20 protein-coding genes are annotated in these 23,746 nt (G+C 68.5%); 13 read left to right on the top strand and 7 right to left on the bottom strand.

The genetic code is table 11. The features are described 5' to 3' along the window. Window positions 1-18: 18 nt before the first annotated feature. From ruvB to KHZ24_03750, 4 genes are all read right to left on the bottom strand, one after another. A complete protein-coding gene (gene ruvB, locus KHZ24_03765) occupies window positions 19-1,074 on the bottom strand; it encodes a Holliday junction branch migration DNA helicase RuvB (GenBank protein ID MBS5450315.1) in 1,056 nt (351 codons plus the stop codon). After that, a complete protein-coding gene (ruvA, locus tag KHZ24_03760) occupies window positions 1,074-1,697 on the bottom strand; it encodes a Holliday junction branch migration protein RuvA (GenBank protein MBS5450314.1) in 624 nt (207 codons plus the stop codon). Before ruvA ends, ruvB begins: the two co-directional genes overlap by 1 nt. A gap of 19 nt (window positions 1,698-1,716) precedes the next feature. Continuing rightward, window positions 1,717-2,319: a crossover junction endodeoxyribonuclease RuvC gene (gene ruvC, locus KHZ24_03755; protein MBS5450313.1), complete on the bottom strand. Its 603-nt coding sequence runs from the start codon at window positions 2,317-2,319 to the stop codon at window positions 1,717-1,719. A gap of 131 nt (window positions 2,320-2,450) precedes the next feature. Further along, window positions 2,451-2,864 carry a hypothetical protein gene (locus KHZ24_03750; GenBank protein ID MBS5450312.1) on the bottom strand — a complete coding sequence of 138 codons (414 nt, stop codon included), beginning with the start codon at window positions 2,862-2,864 and terminating at the stop codon, window positions 2,451-2,453. Window positions 2,865-3,010: 146 nt separating this feature from the next. On the opposite strand from KHZ24_03750, the gene KHZ24_03745 reads away from it, so the two are divergent. After that, window positions 3,011-4,168 (top strand): FAD-dependent monooxygenase, encoded by a 1,158-nt coding sequence (locus KHZ24_03745; GenBank protein MBS5450311.1) that lies wholly within the window; start codon window positions 3,011-3,013, stop codon window positions 4,166-4,168. A 43-nt stretch (window positions 4,169-4,211) separates the two neighbouring features. Here the strand turns inward: KHZ24_03745 and KHZ24_03740 are convergent, their stop codons facing one another. Continuing rightward, window positions 4,212-4,880, bottom strand: a complete 669-nt coding sequence (locus KHZ24_03740) for a winged helix-turn-helix domain-containing protein (protein ID MBS5450310.1) — start codon at window positions 4,878-4,880, stop codon at window positions 4,212-4,214. Window positions 4,881-5,366: 486 nt separating this feature from the next. On the opposite strand from KHZ24_03740, the gene gltB reads away from it, so the two are divergent. The 3 genes from gltB to KHZ24_03725 all read left to right on the top strand — a co-directional run bounded on the left by gltB (window position 5,367) and on the right by KHZ24_03725 (window position 13,394). Next, window positions 5,367-9,992: a glutamate synthase large subunit gene (gene gltB, locus KHZ24_03735; protein MBS5450309.1), complete on the top strand. Its 4,626-nt coding sequence runs from the start codon at window positions 5,367-5,369 to the stop codon at window positions 9,990-9,992. An 87-nt stretch (window positions 9,993-10,079) separates the two neighbouring features. Further along, the gene (locus tag KHZ24_03730; GenBank protein MBS5450308.1) at window positions 10,080-11,651 is read left to right on the top strand and encodes a glutamate synthase subunit beta; all 1,572 of its coding nucleotides are present in this window, start codon (window positions 10,080-10,082) and stop codon (window positions 11,649-11,651) included. Window positions 11,652-12,155: 504 nt separating this feature from the next. Then, on the top strand, window positions 12,156-13,394 hold the full coding sequence (locus KHZ24_03725; protein ID MBS5450307.1) for a hypothetical protein: 1,239 nt from the start codon (window positions 12,156-12,158) through the stop codon (window positions 13,392-13,394). A 93-nt stretch (window positions 13,395-13,487) separates the two neighbouring features. Here the strand turns inward: KHZ24_03725 and bcp are convergent, their stop codons facing one another. Next, the gene (gene bcp, locus KHZ24_03720; GenBank protein MBS5450306.1) at window positions 13,488-13,955 is read right to left on the bottom strand and encodes a thioredoxin-dependent thiol peroxidase; all 468 of its coding nucleotides are present in this window, start codon (window positions 13,953-13,955) and stop codon (window positions 13,488-13,490) included. 33 nt (window positions 13,956-13,988) lie between these two features. Further along, a complete protein-coding gene (gene pepT / locus KHZ24_03715) occupies window positions 13,989-15,251 on the bottom strand; it encodes a peptidase T (protein ID MBS5450305.1) in 1,263 nt (420 codons plus the stop codon). 490 nt (window positions 15,252-15,741) lie between these two features. Here pepT and KHZ24_03710 point away from each other — a divergent pair, with 490 nt between their 5' ends. From KHZ24_03710 to KHZ24_03670, 9 genes are all read left to right on the top strand, one after another. After that, complete coding sequence (locus tag KHZ24_03710) at window positions 15,742-16,728, top strand: ketoacyl-ACP synthase III (protein MBS5450304.1); 987 nt, start codon at window positions 15,742-15,744, stop codon at window positions 16,726-16,728. A gap of 142 nt (window positions 16,729-16,870) precedes the next feature. Further along, complete coding sequence (locus KHZ24_03705) at window positions 16,871-17,107, top strand: acyl carrier protein (protein MBS5450303.1); 237 nt, start codon at window positions 16,871-16,873, stop codon at window positions 17,105-17,107. A 116-nt stretch (window positions 17,108-17,223) separates the two neighbouring features. After that, window positions 17,224-18,168 (top strand): enoyl-[acyl-carrier-protein] reductase FabK, encoded by a 945-nt coding sequence (gene fabK, locus KHZ24_03700; GenBank protein ID MBS5450302.1) that lies wholly within the window; start codon window positions 17,224-17,226, stop codon window positions 18,166-18,168. A 62-nt stretch (window positions 18,169-18,230) separates the two neighbouring features. Next, on the top strand, window positions 18,231-19,106 hold the full coding sequence (locus tag KHZ24_03695) for an ACP S-malonyltransferase (GenBank protein ID MBS5450301.1): 876 nt from the start codon (window positions 18,231-18,233) through the stop codon (window positions 19,104-19,106). A gap of 66 nt (window positions 19,107-19,172) precedes the next feature. Further along, a complete protein-coding gene (gene fabG, locus KHZ24_03690; protein ID MBS5450300.1) occupies window positions 19,173-19,949 on the top strand; it encodes a 3-oxoacyl-[acyl-carrier-protein] reductase in 777 nt (258 codons plus the stop codon). Between the two features lie 76 nt (window positions 19,950-20,025). Next, entirely contained in the window at window positions 20,026-21,321 is a 1,296-nt protein-coding gene (gene fabF / locus KHZ24_03685; GenBank protein ID MBS5450299.1) for a beta-ketoacyl-ACP synthase II, read from the top strand. Between the two features lie 3 nt (window positions 21,322-21,324). Then, the gene (gene accB, locus KHZ24_03680; GenBank protein MBS5450298.1) at window positions 21,325-21,840 is read left to right on the top strand and encodes an acetyl-CoA carboxylase biotin carboxyl carrier protein; all 516 of its coding nucleotides are present in this window, start codon (window positions 21,325-21,327) and stop codon (window positions 21,838-21,840) included. Window positions 21,841-21,906: 66 nt separating this feature from the next. Further along, on the top strand, window positions 21,907-22,344 hold the full coding sequence (locus KHZ24_03675) for a beta-hydroxyacyl-ACP dehydratase (protein MBS5450297.1): 438 nt from the start codon (window positions 21,907-21,909) through the stop codon (window positions 22,342-22,344). Window positions 22,345-22,396: 52 nt separating this feature from the next. Continuing rightward, entirely contained in the window at window positions 22,397-23,731 is a 1,335-nt protein-coding gene (locus tag KHZ24_03670; protein MBS5450296.1) for an acetyl-CoA carboxylase biotin carboxylase subunit, read from the top strand. Window positions 23,732-23,746: the final 15 nt, after the last annotated feature.

The raw sequence follows: 23,746 nt of genomic DNA, 5'->3' as shown, positions 1-23,746 counted from the left end.
GCGGAACGTGGCCGCGCGCTACCGATCATCTTTGGGGCAGGGCAGCCCCATGTGCTCGAACGCACGCGGCGTCGCCTGCCTGCCCTTGGGCGTGCGGTTGATGAGGCCCTGCTGCAGCAAGAACGGCTCGTACACGTCTTCGAGCGTCGAAGCGTCCTCGCCAACGGCGCTCGCCAGCGTCGATAGTCCGACGGGCCGGCCGAGAAACGTCTGCGTCAGCGTCGAGAGGATCTTGTTGTCCATCCAGTCGAGGCCCATCTCGTCCACCTCGAAAAACGACAGTGCCTCTCGCGCGATCTCTTCGGTAATGGCGCCGTCAAAGCGCACCTGAGCGTAGTCGCGCACGCGCTTGAGCAGGCGGTTCGCCAGACGGGGCGTTCCACGGCTGCGGCTGGCGATCTCCTGAGCGCCCGCAGCGTCGACGTGCACGCCAAGGATGCCCGCGGAGCGCGCAACGATCCGCGCCAGCTCGTCTGCCGTGTAGTAGTCGAGCCGGCAGTTGATGCCGAAGCGGTCGCGCAGCGGCCCCGTGAGAAGGCCCGAGCGCGTCGTTGCCCCGATGAGCGTGAAGCGCGGTACGTCAAGGCGGATAGAGCGCGCCGCAGGCCCCTTTCCGATGACGATGTCGAGGAAGAAGTCCTCCATCGCCGGATAGAGGATTTCCTCGATCGTGTGGTTGAGACGATGGATCTCGTCGATGAACAGGACATCGCCCTCGGACAGGTTTGTCAGGATGGCCGCGAGATCGCCCGTGCGCTCGATGGCCGGCCCCGACGTCGTGCGCACCTGGGCCCCCATCTCGTTGGCGACGACCGTGGCGAGCGTCGTCTTGCCCAGGCCGGGCGGGCCCGAGAGCAGCAGGTGGTCGAGGCTCTCGCCGCGAGACTTTGCCGCGTCGATCGCGACGCGCAGCGACTGCTTCACGCGCGCCTGGCCGATGTAGTCCTCGAGCCGCTGCGGGCGCAGCGACCGGTCGGCCTCGAGGTCGTCCTCAGTGAGCTCCGCCGTGACGATGCGCTCGCGCGTGCGCGGAACGTCGTCCCACAGGTCCTTGTCAGCGTCAGCTTCCCACATCAGGCGTTACTCCCCAGGCGTCGCAGCGCATACTTGATAGCGGACTCGACATCGGTCGGCGACCCATCATAGCCCTTGAGCGCGAGCTGAACCTCTTCGGAGGAGAAACCCATCGCAAGCAAGGCCTGGCCCGCCTCGTCGAGCGCCCCGGTCTCGACAGGCGTTCCCCCGAGCTGAGCGCCGGCAATCGCAGCGCCCCCCAGCCCGAACAGCTCGCCCTTGAGTGCGTCTTTGAGCTCGAGGATCATGCGCGACGCCGTCTTCTTTCCGACGCCGGGCACCGTAGCCATGCGTTTTTCGTCTCCCGCCGCCACGACTTGGCGTAGCGCGTCGGGCGAAAACGAGCTCAACACGGCAAGCGCGAGCTTGGGCCCGACGCCCGTGATGGCGACGAGCCGCTCGAACACGGCCCGCTCGTCGGCGCTCGCAAAGCCGTACAGCGCGATGGCGTCATCGCGCACCTGCAGGTACGTGTGAACCATGGCAGGCTCATCTGAGCCGGGCGCAGGCAGGGCAGCCGACGTCATGGAAGAGACGCCGCAGGCATAGCCCACGCCTCCGACGTCGATGACAACCTGCGCCAGCGTCTTGGCGGCGACGGTGCCGCGCAGAAACGAGATCATCGGAGGGCCCCTTTCCTCATCATGGGCGCGCCTTGCGCTCGGCAAGGGCCTCGGCGGCACGAGCTTCGGAAGCGGACGCCTTGCGCGTACCGCGCTCGGCATAAGAGGAGGCGGACAGCGTTGTCAGGTGCTGCGAGCGGCCCATCTCGCGCCACGCCGTAAGGTGGGCATGGCAGATGGCGGCGGCCAAGGCGTCGGCGCAGTGGTCGGGCCGAGGCTCCTGCTCGAGGTGCAGAAGGCTCTTGACCATGAACTGCACCTGCCGCTTGTCGGCCGCCCCCGTGCCAACAACGGCCTGCTTTATCTGCATGGGCGTGTATTCGCCCGTCTCGAGGCCGCACGAAGCGCATGCGACAAGCGCGGCGCCGCGCGCGTGGGCCGTCTTGACGGCGCTCTGGGAGTTAGCCGAAAAGAAGATCTCCTCGATGGCGACGTCGGTGGGATGGTACCGCCCGATGACGCGGCTTATCTCGTCGTGGATGCGCTTGAGACGCCGCGCGATGTCCATGCCCGTGTCCGTCTCGATGCAACCATAGGCTCGCGCGCGACACTGCATGCCCCGCGTCTCGATGACGCCCCAGCCGGTATGCGCCAGGCCGGGGTCTATGCCCAGGATAATCACGCGCGCCTCCCCTCTTCCGCCTCGTTCGCCAGCACCGTATCCGCTGCAGCAAGATTCTAAAGAATCGAACACCTGTTCTAGATGATAGAGCCGAACGCCTGCACGCGCAAGGCTGCAGGCCGCGCACACGGCTACACCACGAGCTGGAACACGAGATCGACGAGCAAGGCCATGGCCTCCATGGTCAGCGCAGCAATGACCGCCTGCACATACCACGAGAGCGCGCCGTCATGGTGTGCGACGCCGACGCGCTCGACGAGGTCGCGGCCCAGCTGGGCGGCAGCCTCCCCAAAACGCTCGGGCGAGGCGATGCCAAACGAACCCGCGATGAGCATGATGGCGCCCACGACGAGCAGCACGCGCCGGGCGCCGTCGAGCCCACCCACCAGCCCGCTGCCCCCAAGCGCCCCCAGCGCCACCGCCACGAGGGCAAGCACGACGGATATCGCCACGCCGGCTAGCACAGCCGTCAAGACAGCGCGCACCCGTCCCCCCGACGTCATCCCCCGCATGTCTCCGCCGCCCCTGCTGTCGTTCGCCTTCATGGCCGTCCCGTCCCTCGCACGTCATCTTCCGGCGCCATGATACTCGGACGGCAACCCGAAACGGGTCGGGCGTTTATGTGGAGCGCCACCCGGCGCGCACTCATGTGCGACAATCATCCGGACCCCGAATCGGCAAGGAAACAGTCATGAGCAGCCAGAACAGCGCCCCCACCCCCAGCCCGTCCCCCGCAGCGCAGCGCGTCTCGACGACGGTGCTCGTCATCGGCGCAGGTCCCGCCGGCGTCGCTGCGGCACGCGAGGCAGCTCGGGCCGGGCACGACGTCATCCTGGCCGAGGCCTCGTCGCTGCCGCGCCACAAGAGCTGCGGCGGCATGCTCAACGAGTATGCTCAGCGCTGGCTCGAACAGGTGGGCGGCGTGCCCCGCTCGCTCATGCTCGACCCCGCCTTCGTCCACTTCCGCTTCTACGACTGGGACCGCGGCATCAAGAAGCCCACGAGCCTGCGCTTCGTCAACGTCGACCGTACGTCCTTCGACGAGTGGACGATGACGCTTCTCCCGCCCAACGTCACCGTGTGGGAGCGCGCGAGTCTGCGCGGCTGGGAGCAGGACGAGCACGGCGTGACCGCCCACCTGACGCGTGCGGGGCAGCCCGTCGACGTGAGCTGCGCCTTCCTCGTCGGGGCAGACGGTGCGCGCTCTGCCACGCGTCGGGCAAACGCCGCCTGGCCGCAGGTCGCGTGCTATCGCACCGTGCAGGAGTTCGTCCGCATCGAGCGCGGCAGCATCGAGCCGTTCTTCGACTGCGTGTACTCGCGCCACATCGGGCCTGAGTACGGTTACGGCTATATCATGCCGAAGGGCGACGTCGCCATCGTGGGCTCCGTGTTCTTCCCCGGCTCAAAAGGCATGCCCGAGCTGCATGCTCGCGCGCTCGAGACGTTCTCTCAGCGCTATCCGCTCGGCGAGCCCGTGCGCCGCGAAGCGGGCACCGCAACACAGGTGCGCTCCATCGCCGACGTCATCGACGGGCAGGGCCGCGTCCTGCTCGCCGGCGAGGCCGCCGGCCTCATGAGCCCCAGCTCAGGCGAGGGTATCTCGTTCGCGTTCAACTCGGGACAGCGCTGCGGCGCCGCCATCGCAAAGGGGCTGTCCGTCGGACGCGTCACCCCGAGCGACGAGGTGCGCGCGGCACGGTCGGCCTATGTTGCGGCGCTCGAGCCCATCCGCCGCAACATCCGGTTCCGTCTGCGCATGTTCCCGATCATGAACTCGAACTGGGGCAAATGGGTCGCCGGTTGCCTGCCGGCCAAGCTCGTCAGCAAGGTCACGGAGCGCATCTAGGCTCCGCGGCACCCGCAAGCGCTATTACCCAAAATACCTGCTACTACAGCCTGAACAGGTAGCCGACGCCGCGCACGGTCTCGATGTGGCTCGACGCCTGGGGGCCGAGCTTGGCGCGGATGCGTCGCACGTGCACGTCAACAGTGCGCGAGCCACCGCAGTAGTCGAAGCCCCACACGCGACGCAGCAGCGTCTCGCGCGAGTAGGCGCGCCCCGGGTGCGTCACCATGAACGCGAGCAGCGAGTACTCCATATAGGTGAGATCAACGGGCTGGTCGTCAACGCGTACCTGATACGTAGCAAGGTTAACCGTGAGCTCGTCGAGCTTCACGACGTCGTCGTCGCCCGTCTCCTCGCCCGGCCAAAGCAGGTGCCGGATGCGCACGGCGTACTCGGCATCGGGCGCCTGTGTCGAGATGAAGTCGCAGACGGGTCGCATGGGAAGGTGGAGATCGGGCATCTGGGCCTCAGACACGACGAGGAGCAGAGGCGTCGAGCTGTCGGCCAGCGTGCCCTCGATGTGCTCGATCTGCGACGTCGACACGCCGCCCGTCTCAAGCACGATAAGGTCGAACTCGCGCTCCAGGATGGCCTGCGAGAAGCGAGCGACACTCGCGAGCAGGATGGAGACGTCGAGCATGGAGGAAAGGCGGCGCATCCGCTCATGGCCATCGGCCGTCTGAGATAGAAACAAGGCAGTCTTGTGATGCATCGGTGTCCTCCCTGCACGGGACTGCACCGACGTCGACCGGCCTGGGCCTTCGACGCCTGCGCGGATGCCCCCCATTGACGCAATACCATACCACATTCGACTGGAACCCCAGGCTGACACATGCCAGCGCCGCCGGGTGGCGGCAAGGACAAGCGTCCCGGAGCTGCAGAAACGACCGCGATACGCCGGCCACCTTACGAGGGGATTGTTGCGAGAAGAATACGAATTGCTATCAGATCACCGAACTTCGCAGAATATGAGTCAGGTCGGGAAAACACCGTCCCAGACCGACAGGCCCAGGCAGCGCGCACCAGCGAGGGCGCCACGCAACCCCGGGCAAACCAGTCGTGTTGCGCGTACGTGCTCAGCCGGTAACGTCTTTGTTTCGGCGTCCCCCGTGCCTTTTCTCTCTCGTGTGGAGCGCGCCATGATGCAGACTGCTCCATTTTCGCCCGACGGAGGCGCCCCATAGGGAGAGGCTCAGGCATGCAGTATCACAGCGAGGCATACGGGCTCTACCGGCCCGAGTTCGACCACGACGCGTGCGGCATCGGCGCGCTGGCCAACATCAAGGGTATCCGCACGCACCAGATGCTCAACGACGCGCTGTCCGTGCTGCTCAACCTCGACCACCGCGGCGGTGTCGGCCTGGAGTCCAACACGGGCGACGGCGCGGGCATCCTGTTCCAGCTGCCGCACCGCTTCTTCCGCAAGGAAGCGCAGAAGTGCGGCCACCTGCTGCCCGACGAGGGAGACTACGGCGTGGCCATGCTGTTCCTCCCGCGCGAGCAGGATGACTTCGACCAGGCGCGCGCCCTGTTCGAGCAGGGCTGCGCCGACTGCGGCCTGCCCGTGCTGTTCTGGCGCGAAGTCCCCGTAGACGCGCACGACCTCGGCTCGACGGCCCGCGCCTGCCAGCCGCGCATCTGGCAGGCGTTCATGCTGCGCCCCGGCACCGTCGCCGCAGGCCAGGACTTCGAGCGTGCCCTGTTCGTCGCGCGGCGCACCATAGAGAAGCGTGCGCACGAGGTCGGCCTGCCCGAGCGTTCCATCTTCTACGTCTGCTCCATGAGCGCGCGAACCATCGTGTACAAGGGCATGCTCGTCGCGGGGCAGCTGCGCACGTTCTACCTCGACCTCAACGACGCCACGATCGAGACGGCCATCGCCCTCGTGCACTCGCGCTACTCCACGAACACGACGCCGAGCTGGGAGCGCGCGCACCCCAACCGCTTCATGATCCACAACGGCGAGATCAACACGCTGCGCGGCAACGTCAACTGGATCCGCGCGCGCCAGGCCTCGCTGTACTCGCCCGTCATCGCGCACCTCGACCAGGTGCTGCCCATCATCGACCGTGAGGGCTCCGACTCGGCTATCCTCGACAACGTGCTCGAGTTCCTCGTCATGAACGGCCGCCCCATGACGCGAGCGCTGTCCATGCTCATCCCCGAGCCGTGGGACCACAACGACAACCTCTCCGACCGCCGGCGCGCGTTCTGCTCATACCAGTCGACACTGACGGAGCCGTGGGACGGCCCGGCGGCCATCGCGTTCACGGACGGCCGCCGCATGGGCGCCGTGCTCGACCGCAACGGCCTGCGCCCGGCGCGCTACACCGTGACGCGAGACGACCGGCTCGTCCTGTCGAGCGAGACAGGCGTGCTCGACATCGCGCCCGACAACGTGCTCATGAAGGGCGCGCTGGCCGGCGGACAGATGCTGCTCGTCGACCCCGACGAAGGCCGCATCATATGGGACGACGAGCTCAAGGAGGGTATGGCCTCCGAGCAGCCCTTCCGCGAGTGGCTGGACTCCACCATGCTGCGCGTCGAAAGCCTGCCACTGCCGAGCGAGCCCTCACCCGCAGACGCGTGCGACCCCGACGCTGGCGCGCTGTCCCCAGGCGACACGCTCTCGAGCCTGGCCGCGCGCTACGGCCTGGGCTACGAGGACCTCGTGGACGCCGTCGTCCCCATGGCGCGCGACGGCAAGGAGCCGCTCGCCTCCATGGGCGTCGACGCGCCGCTCGCCGTGCTCTCCCAGCGCCCGCGCCGTCTGTTCGACTACTTCAAGCAGCTGTTCGCACAGGTCACGAACCCGCCCATCGACGCGCTGCGCGAGAAGATGGTCACGTCAACCGTGCTGTACCTCGGCAATCACGGCAACCTGCTGCAGGACAGCCGCGCCAACTGCCGCCTCATCCGGCTCGAGTCGCCCATCCTCGACCGCGACGCCTTCACGCGCGTGCGCTCCATCGACAAGGTGGGCTTCAGGGTCACGAGCCTGACGTGCGCCTTCGACCGCACGGCCGGCCCCGGCGCCCTTGAGGCCGAGCTCGACCGCCTCGCCCGCGCCGCCGAGGACGCCGTGCGCGCCGGTACGAACATCCTCGTGCTGTCCGATCGCGTGCGCGAGGGGCAGGTGCCCGTGCCGAGCCTGCTGTCGCTGGGCGCTGTGCATCACCACCTCATCCGCCAGAACCTGCGCACGCATGTCGACCTCGTCGTGGAGGCCGGCGACATCGCCAGCACGCACGACGCCGCCATGCTCATTGGCTACTCCGCCAGCGCCGTCTACCCCTACCTCGCCCACGCGCAGATCCGCAACGCCTGCGCGCGCGGCCTGCTGCCCGGCATCGAGCCCGCCCAGGCGATCGCCAACTTCAACAAGGCGCTCACGGCCGGTGTCGTCGCCATCATGAGCAAGATGGGTATCTCGACGATGCAGGGCTACCACTCGGCGCAGGTCTTCGAGGCGCTCGGCCTGTCCGACGAGGTCGTCAGCCGCTACTTCACGGGCACCGTCAGCCGCATCGGGGGCCTGTCCGTCGACGACCTCCAGCGCGAGGCGTGCGCCAAGTACGATACGGCCGCCCGCCTGGCCGGCAGTGCCGCCCCCGACCAGCTCGCCAACGCCGGCCTGACGCAGTGGCGCCCCGACGGCGAGGATCACCTCATCGACCCGCCGATGATATTCGCGCTGCAGACGGCCGCGCGCACGGGCAGCCGCGAGGCGTGGGACGCCTACACCGCCATCGTCAACCGACCGGGGCGCGCCATCACCCTGCGCAACCTGCTCGACTTCGACGCCGCCGGACGCACGCCCGTGCCGCTCGACGAGGTGGAGAGCGCCGACGACATCTGCCGCCGCTTCAAGACGGGCGCCATGAGCTACGGCTCCATCAGCCGCGAGGCCCACGAGTGCCTGGCCGTCGCCATGAACCGCCTGCACGGCTTCTCGAACACGGGCGAGGGCGGCGAGGACGTGGCGCGCGAGGTGCCGCTTGCCGGCGGCGACTCGGCGCTGTCTGCCATCAAGCAGGTCGCGTCGGGGCGTTTCGGCGTCACGAGCCGCTATTTGGGCAGTGCCCGCGAGATCCAGATCAAGCTCGCGCAGGGCGCCAAGCCCGGCGAGGGCGGGCACCTGCCTGGCAAGAAGGTCTACCCGTGGATCGCGCGCACGCGACGCTCGACGGCCGGCGTCGGACTCATCTCGCCGCCGCCGCACCACGACATCTATTCCATCGAGGACCTGGCCGAGCTCATCTACGACCTCAAGAACGCCAATCCCTCCGCCGCCATCTCCGTCAAGCTCGTCTCGGAGGCCGGCGTCGGCACGATCGCGACGGGCGTGGCAAAGGGCGGCGCCGAGAAGATCCTCATCTCCGGCCACGACGGCGGCACGGGCGCGGCGCCGCGCAACTCCATCTACCACGCAGGCCTGCCGCTTGAGCTGGGCCTGGCCGAGACCCAGCAGACGCTGCTGGCGAACGGCCTGCGCTCGCGCGTCATGCTCGAGGCCGACGGCAAGCTGCTGACCGGCCGCGACGTCGCCATCGCATGCTTGCTCGGCGCCGAGGAGTTCGGTTTTGCGACCGGCCCGCTCATCGCGCTCGGCTGCCTCATGCAGCGTGACTGTCACCAGGACACGTGCCCCGTGGGTGTTGCCACGCAGAGCGACCGGCTGCGCGGGCACTTCGCCGGCAAGCCGGAGCACGTCGTCAACTTCATGCACTTCATCGCGCAGGACCTGCGCGTCATCATGGCCGAGCTGGGCTTCCGCACGATCGACGACATGGTCGGCCACGTGGAGTGCCTGCGCCAGGTGGGTGTGCCCGGCAACGCCAAGGCGGCGACCGTCGACCTCTCCGCCGTGCTCGCCCCCGCCAAGCTCATGTTCGGCGCCGGCATCCCCGGGGCCGAGGCACCCCACTTCCTGCCGGACATGGCGTTCGCACACCACCTCGAGCGCACGCTCGACGCGACGCTGTTCGTGCCGCTGACGCAGACGGCACGCGAGACGCTGGCCCCGGCGCGCTTCAGGGCCGACATCGCCAACGTCAACCGCTGCGTCGGCACGATGCTGGGATCGACCGTCACGAAGGCCTATCCCGAAGGCATGCCCGACGGCTCTATCTGCATCGGGTGCTCCGGATCGGGCGGGCAGAGCTTCGGCGCCTTCCTGCCGGCCGGCGTCGAGCTGCGCATCGACGGCGACGCCAACGACTACTTCGGCAAGGGCCTGTCGGGTGGCACGCTGTCCGTGCGCCCGCCGGCAGAGAGCTCGCTGCGCGCCGACGAGAACATCGTCGTCGGCAACGTGGCGTTCTACGGAGCCACGAGCGGCCGGGGCTTCGTCAACGGCCTGGCAGGGCAGCGCTTCGCCGTGCGCAACTCCGGTGCGACGCTCGTCGTCGAGGGCGTGGGCAACCATGGTTGCGAGTACATGACGGGTGGCGTCGTGGTCGTGCTCGGCGAGGTGGGGCAGAACTTCGCAGCCGGCATGTCGGGCGGCGTGGCCTTCGTCTACGACGAGTTCGAGACGCTCGAGCGCAACACGAACCTCGACATGGTGCGCATCGAGACGCCGACGCCCGACGAGATCATCCAGATCCGCGGGCTCATCTCCGAGCACGTGCACCACACGAACTCGGCACGCGGCATAGAGATGCTCTACCGATTCGAGGCAGTGCAACGCCGGTTCAAGAAGGTCATCCCGGCCGACTACGAGCGCATGCTGACGCTCATCGCCGCCGAAGAGGCGGCCGGCAAAAGCCACGACGACGCCCTGGCCGACGCGTTCGCGGTCATGACGGGACGGGCGAAGTAAGAACGCTTCGGGGCACGCCCCGCGATAGACGAGAGCAGACAACGGACGGCGGGCGAGCCAGGCCGTCCGAGGAGCGAGGAGACAGCGATGGGTCAGGTGGGCGGCTACCTTCTGCACGAGCGCGCTGAGCACGCGACACGCCCGATCGACGAGCGCGTGCGCGACTACGCCGACATCGCGCTCATGCCGGGCGAGGACGAGCGCCACGCGCAGGCGGGGCGCTGCATGAACTGCGGCGTTGCGTTCTGCCAGAGCGGCCGCGCGTTCGGTGGGACGCGCCACGTCACAGGCTGCCCGTTGCACAACCGCATCCCCGAGTGGAACGACCTGCTGTGGCGCGGGCTGTGGGCCGAGGCGTATGAGCGGCTGGCGCTGACGAACCCGTTCCCCGAGTTCACGGGCCACGTCTGCCCGGCACCGTGCGAGAAGGCCTGCAACCTGGCACTGACCGAACAGGCCACGACGATCCGAGACAACGAGCGCGACATCGCCGAGCGCGCGTTTGCCGAGGGCCTCGTGCGGCCTCCCCTGCCGCGCCGAGGCGCCGGAGTGCCAGGCGAGAGCGGGCGACGCGTGGCAATCGTCGGCTCGGGGCCCGCAGGCCTCGCCTGTGCGTGGCGCCTCGCCGAGCAAGGACACGCCGTCACCGTCTACGACCGGGCGACACGCCCCGGAGGCCTGCTCCAGCACGGCATCCCGACGATGAAGCTGCCCAAGGACGTCGTGGCGCGCCGCGTTGCCCTGCTCGAGCGCGCCGGCGTGCGCTTCGAGCTGAGCGCGTCCCCCGATGCGCTCGCTGAGCTGCCCGCAGCGTTCGACGCCGTCATCGCTGCCGTCGGTGCGACGCGGGCCCGCACGCTCGATGTGCCCGGGACCGACAGCGCAGGCGTCCACCTGGCGCTCGAGTACCTGGAGAGCGCGCTTGAGGCGGCACTGGCCTGCGGTGACGACGAGGCGTGCGACGGCGCGAGGCCAGCCATCGACGCCCGCGGCAAGCACGTCGTCGTCATCGGCGGCGGCGACACGGGCACGGACTGCCTCGCAATGGCCGTGCGGCAGGGCGCCGCAAGCGCCACCCAGCTGCAGTACCACCCCGCTCCCCCGACCCGGCGTGCGACCGACAACCCCTGGCCGACGTGGCCCGAGACGCTCGCGACCGACTACGGCCAGGCAGAGGCGGCGTGGCTCGACGGCCGCGATGACGCCCGCCTGTGGTCGACCGACACGCTCGAAGTGCTGGCGGACGAGGCCGGTCACGCCTGCCAGCTGCGTGTGACGCAGGTGGAATGGTCAACGGGAAGGCCCGTGCCCGTGCCAGGGACCGAGCGACTCATCCCGGCCGACCTCGTGCTGGTGGCGCGCGGATTCGCAGGCCCCGAGGGCGACGCGTTCGCGGCGCTTGGGGTGCCCATGGTCGAGGGCGCCCGGCCTCGACCGCTCATGCGCGAAGCCGAACCGGGCGCGGCCGAGGCACTGTTCGCGCCGGCAAGCATCTCCGGCAGCGCAGGAGCCGCCCACCCCGAGCGCTGGCGTGCGCAGGGCGCGGAGAACGTCTTCGTGGCGGGGGACGCGCGCTGCGGGCAATCGCTCGTCGTGTCGGCGATTTCCGACGGCCTGGCCTGTGCCGAAGCCGTGAACAGCTGGCTTGCGAAAAAGTAAGGCATCCGCACCGTTGGCGCGCTGGCTTCGCATGGAGTCGGCGCGCCTTTTCAGTTCTCTTCTCGCATTCTTGCTAAGAAATGCCGGTATGGCGATCGTTCGATAATTCGCGTGTTAAGAAATGACGATCGGGCGATCCGGCGTGACGTCCGCAGCCCAGAGCACGGGCGGGAAGTCAGGGTCGCCTAACAGACAGCCCTCATTTACCTGGGGTTTTGATGCGTGAATCTCCGCACCGCGCCGCGGGCAGGGGCACGAGCGGCCTTCCACTCCGCACGCTCCTCGCCAAAACGGCATTTCTTAGCAGCGCCTTCCCCCGGCCATCGCCAAAACGGCATTTCTTAGCATTTCCTCCCCATCAGCGGGTCACGGTCTCGCGTCACTTTCACGATGGGTATAAGCGAACACGTCTCGCCATAGGAACATCGGCGCCCGATACCTCGCCATTGAGCCTTTTTGCCTTATACCAGACGGAGGATCCCATCGATGACGACGCAAGATCCCATGAACGGCAAGAATCCCGCGCCCAGCAACCCAAACACGAGCAACCCGACGCCACCCCCAAAACCCACCGCGAACCCAGCTCCGGACGCGTCGATCACGCCAGACGCTCTCCCCTGGCTTTTCGATCCGCAGACAGGCCAGCCGCTCACCAGCGACCCCCAGCGGGCACGCGGCGAGAATCCCGCGTCCACAGGTCGTACACCGCGTATCCCGACGGGTGTCCAGCCTCGCGTTTCCGCACGCGAGGCTCCAGGCTCCCAGAATCCCAACGCGACGCCCGTGCAGCCTATCGGCCGGCACTCGGCAGGGCGCCGTATTCCCGCCCCGACCGCCAACGACCCGCGTGAGCCACGGACCCCGCGCGACGGCGCGGCGGTATCCCGCACCCGGAAGCGCGTCAACGTGCCGCTGTGGTTCATCGTCCTCGTATGCGTCGCCATCGTCACTCTGCTCGTCGCCGTCATCGTGCTCTCTGTGCGCGCGTGCTCGCTCTCGTCCGAGCCCGTCACGCCCGCTACGGAGCAGGAGTGGGTCTCGCCCTATACCTGGTCGAACCTCAAGCAGCTCGACAACGGCTTCTACGCCTACTACAACGGAGACGGCTCGCTCGCATCCGAAGCGGGCGTCGACGTATCGGAGCACGACGGCGCCATCGACTGGCAGGCCGTCAAGGACGCCGGCGCCGACTTCGCGATGATCCGCCTGGGCTATCGCGGCTACTCGCAGGGCACCATGGCGCTTGACGACTACTTCCTCGCCAACATCCAGGGGGCGTCGGCAGCGGGGCTCAAGGTGGGCGTCTACTTCTTCTCGCAGGCCATCACCGAAGAGGAAGCGCGCGAAGAGGCACAGTTTGTCATCGACACGCTGGCAGGATTGGGCGTCACGCTGTCCTACCCCGTGGCGTTCGACCAGGAGCCCATCACGAACGGCGACGTCGCCCGCACGGACAACATCACGAACGCCCAGCTCATGGCCAATGCACTGGCGTTCTGTCAGGCGATAGAGCAGGCTGGCTACCAGGCGATGATCTATGGCAACCAGCACGATCTCGCGCGACTCGACCTGTCAGGCGAGCTGAGCGCCTACCCGTTGTGGTACGCCGAGTACGACGCGCCCGGTGACGTGCCGACCGGCGAGTTTGACTTTACGATGTGGCAGTACACCGCCAGCGGAAGCGTGAGCGGCATCACGACGTCTGACGGTCAGGTGGACATGAACATCCGCTTCCTGGGATAGCACGAGCCCGCACTCGCGCACGCACGCAAAGCGCCCCGCCGTCGCAGGCCTGTGACGGCGGGGCGCCCTCTTTCTCGCGCTATGTAGCTCCGCCTACTCCACCGCTCCGTCGAGATAGGCGAGAATGTCGGCTGCGTTCGTGTCGGGCTTCACCTTGGGCATAGCCTTCTCGATGACACCCTGTTCGTCGATGACGTACGTCGTGCGCACGACGCCCATGCTCACCTTGCCGTAGAGCTTCTTCTCCTGCCAGACGTCATACGCCTGGATGGCGGCGAGCTCGGGGTCGGACAGCAGAATGAACGGCAGGGCATTCTTCTCAGCGAAGCGTTGGTGCGACGCCTGCGAGTCCCTGCTCACGCCGATGACGACGACGCCGCGCTTCTCGAACTCGCCGTAGCTCGCAGCAAAGGCGCAGGCCTGACGCGTGCAACCCGGTGTCGAGTCCTTGGGATAGAAATACAGCACGACCTTGCGTCCCGCAAAGTCGCTCAGCGAGACAAGGTTGCCGTCTTTGTCAGGCAGCGCGAACTCCGGTGCCTTCACCCCGGCTTCTAGCATGGGATCCCCCTTCCTGGCTACAGTGCCCGCCCCCTACGCCTGGGCGGGCTCCTTGGCGTAGATCTCGCACAGCGTCTGCAGAACGTCAACCATGTCCTCGAGCTCGTAGATGCCGATGAACTCCTTCACGCCATGCGCGTTGTGGTAGCCGCAGCTGATGTTGGCCATCGGCAGGCCGCGGAAGCACAGCTGGGCGCCGTCCGTGCCGCCGCGCATCGGTTCGGTCCACATCGTGTAGCCGTGCGCCGCGTAGGCCGCCCGGGCGTTCTCGATGAGGTGCGGGTGCTTGTTGATGACCTCGGCCATGTTGAAGTACGTGTCCTCGATGCTCACCGTGATGATGGGCGACCCGTCGACGTGCGTGCCATACATCTCGTTGAGGTAGTCGGCCGCGTGCAGCATGAGCTGCTTGTACGCCTCGAACTTCGCGCGGTCGTGGTCGCGGATGATGTACTGGGCGTGCGCGTGCTCGCAGCCGCCGGAGAGCTCGCACAGGTGGATGAAGCCGTCATAGCCATCGGTGAACTCGGGCTTGGACTGCTGGGGCATGAGCTGGTTATAACCGCACGCGATGTCGATGGCGTTGATCATGCGCCCCTTGGCCGTGCCCGTGTGCACGGAGAAGCCCTTGAAGTCGACGTTGACGGAGCAGGCGTTGAACGTCTCGTAGTTCATGACGCCGATGGGGCCGCCGTCCAGCGTGTAGCCGAACGCCGCCCCCTGCTCGTCGAGGTCGAGGAACTTCGCGCCATGGCCGATCTCCTCGTCGGGCACGAAGCTGACGGCGAGACGGGGGTGCGGCAGGCTCGGGTCTGCCTTGAAGCGAGCGATGAGCGCCATGATCTCGGCGATGCCGGCCTTGTCGTCAGCCGAGAGCAGCGTGCGGCCGTCCGTCACGATGATCTGGCGGCCCACCATGTCGTTGAGCTCGGGATTGACGCTCGGGTCGGTGTAGACCTCCTTGCCATCAACGACGCCCATGACGAGCTTGCCGCCCTCGTAGTCGACGATGTGCGGCTTTACGCCGTTGCCGGGCACGTCGGCCTGCGAGTCGATGTGGGCGTTGAACGCAAGCGTCGGCATGCCCTCGCAGCCAGCCGAGGCCGGCACGTGCGCCGTGACATAGGCGTGTTCCGTCGTCGTGACGTCCTCGCAGCCCAGGGCCCGCAGCTCCTCCGCAAGCAGGTTCGTCATATCAAACTGGCAGGCGCTCGAGGGCACCTGTGCCGCGTTGGACGGCACGCCCTGCGAGTCAACCTGCACGTAGCGCAGGAAGCGCTCGACGACGTCGCTCATCGGAGCCTTGGCCGCAGCCGCCCCGCCACACCCGCACCCGCACTCGCTCATGGCAATCCCTTCCGCTCGCAGTACGCCCTTCCCCGCGCCGGGGCTTCCCGTAGCGCGGTATGCGGCGCACCGCCTGATGATAGCCTCACACGCAGGCAGGGTACTCCCCCACCGGCGCAGGCCCCCTCGCCCCCGCACGCGCCCACCCTAAAAGCACGGCTCGCAACACGCGCCGGGATGCACGTGGAGCACCGCGACCCAGAGCGCCCGTTCCGCGTGTGTACGCCCCCACCTAGAGATTCGCCACACCAGTCCGATACCCAACACATGATGCCTTCAGTGTTGTTTGTTCTCTGTGTCTGCGCAGTGACCGTGGGTACAAGAAGGCGTATCGTTTAGCCTGGCGTATTTGCGCCGTCTATTCACGCCACCGCAGGTCGCTCGCGCGACTCGCAGGGGCACCGTCGCGCGACCCACGAAGCAGGAGGTTTGACCAACCATGTCGTTCCACGTGATGGGCACCGGCAGCGCCCTGCCCGCCCGCCAGGTCACCAACGACGAGCTCTCGCAGTTTCTCGACACCGACGACGCCTGGATCACCGAGCGCACCGGCATAAAGAGCCGCCCCGTCTGCACGACAGAGACGCTCGACGAGCTGTCCGTCGCCGCATCGCGCCAGGCGCTCGAGCGCGCCGGCGTTGCCCCCGAGCAGCTCGACCTCATCATCTGCACGACGATGTCCGCCGAGCACGCCACACCAGCCCAGGCCTGCGTCGTTCAGGGCGCGATCGGCGCCACGTGCCCCGCGTTCGACGTCAACGCCGCCTGCGCGGGCTTCGTGTTCGCCCTCGACGTCGCCGACGGCTACTTCGCGCGCGGCAGGGCCCAGCGCATCCTCATCGTCTCCGCCGAGAAGGTCACGCGCGTCAGCGACTGGACGGACCGCGCTACGTGCGTGCTGTTCGGCGACGGCGCGGCGGCGGCCGTCCTCGGGGCCGGCGGAGAAAGCCCGCTGTACACCCATCTCACGACGCAAAGCAGTCTCGAGGCCATCCACGTCCCCACGCCGGGCGGCAACTCGCCGTTCGACGAGCGCAAGTACGAGGGCCCGTCCTTCCTGACGATGCGTGGTCGCGAGGTGTTCAAGTTCGCGGTGACGCACATCTGCTCGGAGCTCGAGCTCATGTCCGCCGAGACGGGCATCGCGCTCGAAAGCATCGACCACTTCGTGTTCCACCAGGCGAATAAGCGCATCATCGACGCCGGCGTCGAGCGCCTGGGCATCGACCCGGCCAAGGTCATCGTTACGATCGACCACACGGCCAACGTGTCGAGCGCCTGCATCCCGCTGTCGCTCGACACGCTCGCAACAACGGGCCAGCTCAAGGACGGCGAGCTCGTGGCCCTGTTCGGCTTCGGTGCCGGGCTCGTCACCGGCTGCTCGCTCATCGTGTGGCAGCCGGGCGGCCCGACGCAGCTGTCGTAGGGCACCCACAGAGGAACATGCGCGGTGGGCGTGCGGTGCAGCCAAGGCGGCGTGCGCCACACGCGCCCCGCATGTAGATAAGATACGTAGGAAAGGCCATTGGAGGTCCGGCGCCGTCGGGCCCGATACCAAGGAGGAAAGCATGGCTGAGAGCACGTTCGACCGCGTGGTGAAGGTCCTCAAGGAGCAGGACGGCCTCGAGAACGTCGAGTTCACGCCCGAGATGACGCTCGAGTCCGCCGGTCTGGACAGCCTGGCCACCGTCGAGGCCGTCATGGCCTGCGAGGAGGAGTTCGGCATCGAGATCGATCCCGAGTCCAACCCCAAGACGGTCGGCGACTTCGTCAAGCTCGTCGACGACGCCATCGCCGGTAACTAGGCGCAGGCAAGGCCCCGCGGCGCGACGCGCCTAGGGCCACGCGCACGAACGGGCGGGCGGCCGGCACCTCTTCAAACGGCGCCGGCCGCCCTCACGAAAGCGAGGAGCACGCTACCATGATCCGAACCCCCCTGTGTGACCTGCTCGGCATCGAGCACCCCGTGTTCCAGGGCGGCATGGCCTGGATCGCCGACGCCAGCCTGGCCGCCGCGGTCTCCGAGGCCGGCGGCCTGGGCATCATCGCTGCCATGAACGCGGACGCGGCCTGGCTGCGCGACCAGATTCACGAGCTGCGCGCACACACCGACAAGCCGTTCGGCGTGAACATCATGCTCATGAGCCCGTTCGCCGACGAAGTGGCCCAGGTCGTCATCGACGAGCACGTGCCCGTCGTCGTCACAGGCGCCGGCAACCCCACGAAGTACATGGCCGCCTGGAAAGAGGCGGGCATCAAGGTCATCCCCGTCGTCGCCTCCGTGTCCATGGCCAAGCTCGTGGCGCGCCTCGGCGCGGCCGCCGTCGTCGCCGAGGGCGGCGAGTCGGGCGGCCACGTGGGCGACCTCACGACGATGGCACTCGTGCCGCAGGTCGTCGACGCCGTGAACATCCCCGTGCTCGCAGCGGGCGGCATCGCCGACGGCCGCCAGGTCGCGGCGGCGTTCATGCTCGGCGCGCAGGGCGTGCAGGTGGGCACGCGTTTCCTCGTCGCCACGGAGTGCACGGTCAGCCAGGTCTACAAGGACAAGATCCTCAAGGCCAAGGACATCTCGACCATCGTGACCGGCCGCCGCACCGGCCATCCCGTGCGCGCGCTCAAGACGCCGTTCACGCACGACTACGCCCAGCTCGAGGCAACGTGCCAGAACGATGACGAGCTGCACGGCACCTCCGCCGGTGCGCTGCGCAGGGCCGCGAAGGACGGCGACTCCGACCGCGGCTACTTCATGGCCGGCCAGGTTGCCGCCATGGTGAGCAAGGAGGAGCCTGCCGCCGCCATCATCGCCGACCTCATGGACGGGGCCGAGCGCACGCTCAAGGGGGCGGGCACGTGGATCGCGTAGAAACCCCCGTGCTCCCGAACGTCGCGCTGCTGTTTGCCGGCCAGGGAGCCCAGCACCCCGGCATGGGCGCCGAGCTTGCCGCCGCCGAGCCTGCGGCGCGCGCCGTGTTCGACGCGTGCGACGAGGTGCGCCCCGGCACGAGCGCGCTGTGCTTCGAGGGCAGCGCCGACGAGCTCAAGCAGACGGCCAACACGCAGCCGTGCATGTACGCGATGGACCTGGCGTGCGCCCGCGCGCTGCAGGCTCGCGGCGTGCGCCCCGCTTGCGTCGCCGGTTTCTCCCTGGGCGAGCTGGCCGCGCTGGCCTTTGCCGGCGTGCTCGGCGACGCGCAGGGCTTCGAGCTCGTATGCGAGCGCGCCCGCCTCATGGACGAGGCCTGCACGGCGCACCCGGGCGGCATGCTCGCGGTGCTCAAGCTGGCCCCCGAGCAGGTGGAGGAGCTCGCAAGCCAGGCCGGAGAGGCGTGGGCCGTCAACTACAACAGCCCCGCCCAGACCGTCGTCGCCGGCTCGGCTGCGGCACTCGAAACGCTGGCGCCCCTCGTGAAGCAGGCCGGTGGCCGCGCCATGCCGCTCGCCGTGTCCGGCGCGTTCCACAGCCCGTACATGCAGGCGGCCAGCGACGGCCTGCGCGCCTACCTGGAGACGCACCCGCTGCACCCGGCAGGCGTCGAGATCTGGGCCAACGCGACGGGCCGCCCCTACCCGGCCGACGCCGTCGAGCAGGCAAACTTGCTCGCGAGCCAGGTGGCCCACCCCGTGCGCTGGACGCGCACGCTGCAGGGCATGGCCGATCGGGGCATCGACACGTTCGTCGAGGTGGGTCCCGGCAAGGTGCTCACGGGCCTTGTGAAGCGCACGCTGCCCGACGCCCGCGCCCTGAGCTGCGAGACGCCCGCCGAGCTGGACGCCGTGCTCACCGAGCTCGGCCTGGCATAGCGCCCCGCACCCGCACGCACCCCGCCCGTCCGCGATCACGCGATCGCACGAAGGAGGCTTTTGCCCATGGCATGCACTGAGGACACTACGACCGCCACCGAGACCCCGCAGCGTCGCCTGGCCGTCGTGACCGGCGGCACGCGCGGCATCGGTCGCGCCATCTCCGAGGCGCTCGCGGCGCAGGGCTGCGACCTCGCGCTCGTCTACGCCGGCAACGAGCAGGCCGCAGCCGACACGCTCGAGGCCGTCCGGGCCTTGGGCGCCACGGCGTGCGCCTACCGCTGCGACGTGGCCGACGCCCAGGCCTGCACGGACGTCTGCAAGCAGATCGTCGCCGAGCAGGGCCCGGTCAGCGCCCTCGTCAACAACGCCGGCATCACGCGCGACAGCCTGCTCATGCGCATGAGCGAGGACGACTTCGACCGCGTCATCGACGTGAACCTCAAAGGCGCGTTCCACATGACGAAAGCCCTGTCCCGCACGCTCATGCGCGCCCAGGCAGGCCGCATCGTCAACGTGACGTCCGTCGTCGGCATCATGGGCAACGCGGGCCAGGCCAACTACGCCTCGTCGAAGGCCGGCCTCATCGGCCTCACGAAGTCGGTGGCGCGCGAGTTCGCCAAGCGCGGCGTCACGTGCAACGCCGTGGCGCCCGGCTTCATCGAGACTGACATGACGGCAGACCTGCCTGCCGACGTCCGCACCCGCTACGACGAGCAGATACCGCTCGGCCGCATGGGCAGCGCCGCCGACGTCGCGGCCGTCGTAGCGTTCCTCGCCAGCGAGGCAGCCGGCTACGTCACGGGCGAGGTCATCCGCGTCGACGGCGGCCTGCGCATGTAGCGCCCGGGCAGCCAGCCTCTCTTTCGTACCAACCGCAAGCAGGGCCCGTGCGCGGCCCGAGTTTGGAGCATGACCGATGGATCATCGCAGAGTCGTCATAACCGGCCTGGGCGCCGTCACGCCCCTGGCCCTTAACGCCCCCGACACATGGAAGGCCCTGAAGGCAGGCACGAACGGCGTCGGCACCATCACGCGTTTCGACACGGCCGACTTCAAGGTGTCCGTCGCCGCCGAGGTCAAGGGCTTCGACCCGCTCGCCTACCTCTCCAAGTCCGAGGTGCGTCACAACGACCCCAACGTGCAGTACGCCATCGCAGCCTCCGACGAGGCCGTGGCCGACGCCGGGCTCGTCATCCCCGGCGCCAAGGCGGGCGCAGGCGCTGCAGAGGACGCTCCCGAGCACGCCAACGTTGACCCCACGCGCGTGGGCACGTACGTGGGCTCGGGTATCGGCGGCTTCTCGACGATGATCGACCAGATCACGAAGTTCAACGAGGGCGGCCCTCGCAAGGTGTCGCCGTTCATGATCCCGATGATGATCGCAAACATGGCCTCGGGCGCCGTCTCCATGCGCCATCACGCCACCGGCCCGACGCTGCCCGTCGTCACGGCGTGCTCCACGAGCGCCCACGAGGTCGGCGAGGCCTTCCACGCCATCAAGGACGGTTACGCCGACGTGTGCCTGGCCGGCGGCTCGGAGGCAAGCGTCCTGCCCGTCGCCATCGCAGCGTTCACGAGCTGCATGGCGCTGTCGAAGAACCCCGACCCCGAGACGGCCTGCCGCCCGTTCGACGCCGAGCGCGACGGCTTCGTCATGGGTGAGGGCGCTGTCGTGCTCGTGCTCGAGGAGCTGGAGCACGCCCGCGCTCGCGGCGCCAAGATCTACGCCGAGGTCGCCGGCTACGGCAACACGGCGGACGCCTACCACATCACGTCGCCCGACCCCGAGGCGGCCGGCATCACGAACGCCATCAAGATCGCCGTCGCCGAGGCAGGCCTCGACGCGAGCGAGGGGCTCTACATCAACGCGCACGGCACGTCGACGAAGCTCAACGACGCCTCGGAGACGCGTGGCTTTAAGCAGGCCCTCGGCGAGGACGCGGCCCGCGCGGCCCACATCTCGTCCACGAAGTCGATGACGGGCCACATGCTCGGCGCGACGGGCGCCATGGAGGCCATGGTGTGCGCGCTGGCGCTGCGCGACGGCGTCGTGCCCCCGACCATCCACCTCGAGCACGCCGACCCCGAGTGCGACCTGGACTACACGCCCGGCACGGCCCGCACGTTCGACGGGCGCTGGGCACTCTCGACGAACCTCGGCTTCGGTGGCCACAACGCCGCGCTGGCGTTCAAGAAGTACGAAGAGGAGTAACCGATGGACCTCGAAACCCTGCGCGGCATCGTCGAGCTCATGGAGCAGCACGACCTGTCGCACGTGAAGATCGACGACGAGTCCGGCAAGATCGAGCTCGACCGCGGGCCCAAGGTCGCCCCGACCCCGGCGCCCGTCCCGCCCGTCGTCATCGCCGCCGCCTCCGGCTTCCCGGGCGCGGCACCCACGCCAGCCCCGGCGCCGGCCCCCGCATCGCCCGCGTCGGCGAGCACTCCCGCTCCCGCCCCCGCGGCGCCTGCGCCCAAGCCGGCCGACGACGGCTCCCGCGAGGTGAGCGCCCCCATGGTAGGCGTGTTCTACGCCGCGCCCGCGCCCGGCGCCGACCCGTTCGTCACCGTGGGCTCCAAGGTGAAGAAGGGCGACACGCTCTGCATCGTCGAGGCGATGAAGTGCATGAACGAGATCGCGGCCGAGTGCGACGGCACGATTGTGGACATCTGCGTCTCGGACGGTGAGCTCGTCGAGTACGGCCGCTGCCTCATGAAGATCTCGGAGTAGCCAGCGCACACGTCCGGCCCCGGCCTCGCCCTGCGCGACCGGGGCCGTCCCAACAAGGAGGCACCCATGGATAGGGAGCAGCTCAAGACGATCCTGCCGCACCGCGAGCCCATGCTGCTGCTCGACGAGGCGTCCGTCGTCGACGGGCAGGCCCACGGCACGTACCACGTGCGCGGCGACGAGTTCTTCCTGCAGGGACACTTCCCCGGCAACCCCGTCGTCCCCGGCGTCATCCAGTGCGAGATGATCGCGCAGAACTGCTGCGTGCTGCTCGCCGACGACCCGGCGCTCAAGGGCGCGACGCCCTACTACACGAGCCTGGACAAGGTGCGCTTCAAGCACCCCGTCGCGCCCGGAGACACCATCGAGCTCGTCTGCTCCATCACGAAGGCCAAGGGCCCGTTCCGCTTCGCGACGGGCACGGCCAGCGTCAACGGCACGCTGTGCACGACGGCCGAGTTCTCGTTCGCGCTCGTGCAGCCCAAGGCCCCCGAGGCCGAGTAGGCCGCCGAGCCGCGCGCCGTCCGCCCCTCCCCGATCACGAAAGCGTGTGCCCATGTTCTCGAAGATCCTGATAGCGAACCGTGGCGAGATCGCCGTGCGCGTCATCCGCGCCTGCAAGGAAATGGGCGTTCAGACCGTCGCCGTGTTCTCCACAGCCGATCGCGACGCCCTGCACGTGGCGCTTGCTGACGAGAGCTACTGCATCGGCGGCCCGCGTGCCCAGGACAGCTACCTCAACGAGGACGCCATCCTCACCGTGGCCGTCGAGTCGGGCTGCTCGGCCATCCACCCCGGCTACGGCTTCCTGTCCGAGAACGCCGACTTCGCCCGGCGCGTCCAGGAGTGCGGCCTCGTGTTCATCGGGCCCACGCCCGAGGTCATCGCCCAGATGGGCAACAAGGACCTCGCCCGCCGCGTCGCCCGCACGGCAGGGGCGCCCGTCGCCGAGGGCTGCGACCTGCTGTCATCGCCCGAGCAGGCCATCTCCGAAGCAGAGCGCATCGGCTGCCCCGTGCTCATCAAGGCGCGCGCAGGCGGCGGCGGCCGTGGCATCCGGCGCATCGACAACGCCCAGGACGCGGGCCACGCCTACCAGGAGGCGTTCAACGAGGCCGAGGCCGCCTTCGGTGACGGCGCGTGCTACATGGAGAAGTTCATCACCGACGCCCACCACGTCGAGGTGCAGCTGCTCTGCGACACATACGGCAACGTCGTCACGCTCGGCGAGCGCGAGTGCTCCGTGCAGCGCCGCAACCAGAAGCTGCTCGAGGAGAGCCCGTGCGAGTGCCTGCCCGACGACGTGCGCACCCGCCTGTACGCGGCGGCGCGCGCCATCGCTAAGGCCGTCGGCTACACGGGCGTCGGCACGATCGAGTTCCTCTACACAGACGCAGGCGAGTTCTACTTCATGGAGATGAACACGCGCCTGCAGGTCGAGCACCCCGTCACCGAGATGGTGACCGGCCTCGACCTCGTGAAGTGGCAGCTGCGCGTCGCCGCCGGCACCGAGCTGCCGTTCACGCAGGACGACATCCACGTGCGCGGCCACGCCATCGAGTGCCGCATCAACGCCGAGACGCGCGAGGGCATGCCAAGCTGCGGCAAGGTGACGATGCTGCACGTGCCCGGTGGCCCGTGGGTGCGCTTCGACTCGGCGCTCTACCAGGGCATGAACGTGCCACCCTACTACGACTCCATGCTCGGCAAGCTCATCGTACATGCCGGCACGCGCGAGGAGGCTATCCGCAAGATGCGCTCCGCCTTGGGCGAACTCGCCATCGAGGGCGTCTCCGACAGCTCGGAGCTGCAGCTCGACATCCTGAACAACGCCGAGTTCATCTCGGGCGTCTACCACACGAACCTCATGAGCCACCTGATGGGAGCGTAGCCGATGCCGTCGATG

It is taken from the genome of Coriobacteriia bacterium (assembly GCA_018368455.1).
In the GTDB taxonomy this organism is placed as follows: domain Bacteria; phylum Actinomycetota; class Coriobacteriia; order Coriobacteriales; family UMGS124; genus JAGZEG01.
The sequence above is the reverse complement of the archived record's forward strand: the minus strand, read 5'-3'. Positions and strand labels throughout refer to the sequence as shown.

What these genes read in the sequence shown, in the direction of transcription:
- ruvB (MBS5450315.1), bottom strand. Translation starts at nt 1,074, where the DNA reads ATGTGGGAAGCTGACGCTGACAAGGACCTGTGGGACGACGTTCCGCGC.
- ruvA (MBS5450314.1), bottom strand. Translation starts at nt 1,697, where the DNA reads ATGATCTCGTTTCTGCGCGGCACCGTCGCCGCCAAGACGCTGGCGCAG.
- KHZ24_03750 (MBS5450312.1), bottom strand. Translation starts at nt 2,864, where the DNA reads ATGAAGGCGAACGACAGCAGGGGCGGCGGAGACATGCGGGGGATGACG.
- KHZ24_03745 (MBS5450311.1), top strand. Translation starts at nt 3,011, where the DNA reads ATGAGCAGCCAGAACAGCGCCCCCACCCCCAGCCCGTCCCCCGCAGCG.
- KHZ24_03740 (MBS5450310.1), bottom strand. Translation starts at nt 4,880, where the DNA reads ATGCATCACAAGACTGCCTTGTTTCTATCTCAGACGGCCGATGGCCAT.
- gltB (MBS5450309.1), top strand. Translation starts at nt 5,367, where the DNA reads ATGCAGTATCACAGCGAGGCATACGGGCTCTACCGGCCCGAGTTCGAC.
- KHZ24_03730 (MBS5450308.1), top strand. Translation starts at nt 10,080, where the DNA reads ATGGGTCAGGTGGGCGGCTACCTTCTGCACGAGCGCGCTGAGCACGCG.
- KHZ24_03725 (MBS5450307.1), top strand. Translation starts at nt 12,156, where the DNA reads ATGAACGGCAAGAATCCCGCGCCCAGCAACCCAAACACGAGCAACCCG.
- bcp (MBS5450306.1), bottom strand. Translation starts at nt 13,955, where the DNA reads ATGCTAGAAGCCGGGGTGAAGGCACCGGAGTTCGCGCTGCCTGACAAA.
- pepT (MBS5450305.1), bottom strand. Translation starts at nt 15,251, where the DNA reads ATGAGCGACGTCGTCGAGCGCTTCCTGCGCTACGTGCAGGTTGACTCG.
- KHZ24_03710 (MBS5450304.1), top strand. Translation starts at nt 15,742, where the DNA reads ATGTCGTTCCACGTGATGGGCACCGGCAGCGCCCTGCCCGCCCGCCAG.
- KHZ24_03705 (MBS5450303.1), top strand. Translation starts at nt 16,871, where the DNA reads ATGGCTGAGAGCACGTTCGACCGCGTGGTGAAGGTCCTCAAGGAGCAG.
- fabK (MBS5450302.1), top strand. Translation starts at nt 17,224, where the DNA reads ATGATCCGAACCCCCCTGTGTGACCTGCTCGGCATCGAGCACCCCGTG.
- KHZ24_03695 (MBS5450301.1), top strand. Translation starts at nt 18,231, where the DNA reads ATGGGCGCCGAGCTTGCCGCCGCCGAGCCTGCGGCGCGCGCCGTGTTC.
- fabG (MBS5450300.1), top strand. Translation starts at nt 19,173, where the DNA reads ATGGCATGCACTGAGGACACTACGACCGCCACCGAGACCCCGCAGCGT.
- fabF (MBS5450299.1), top strand. Translation starts at nt 20,026, where the DNA reads ATGGATCATCGCAGAGTCGTCATAACCGGCCTGGGCGCCGTCACGCCC.
- accB (MBS5450298.1), top strand. Translation starts at nt 21,325, where the DNA reads ATGGACCTCGAAACCCTGCGCGGCATCGTCGAGCTCATGGAGCAGCAC.
- KHZ24_03675 (MBS5450297.1), top strand. Translation starts at nt 21,907, where the DNA reads ATGGATAGGGAGCAGCTCAAGACGATCCTGCCGCACCGCGAGCCCATG.
- KHZ24_03670 (MBS5450296.1), top strand. Translation starts at nt 22,397, where the DNA reads ATGTTCTCGAAGATCCTGATAGCGAACCGTGGCGAGATCGCCGTGCGC.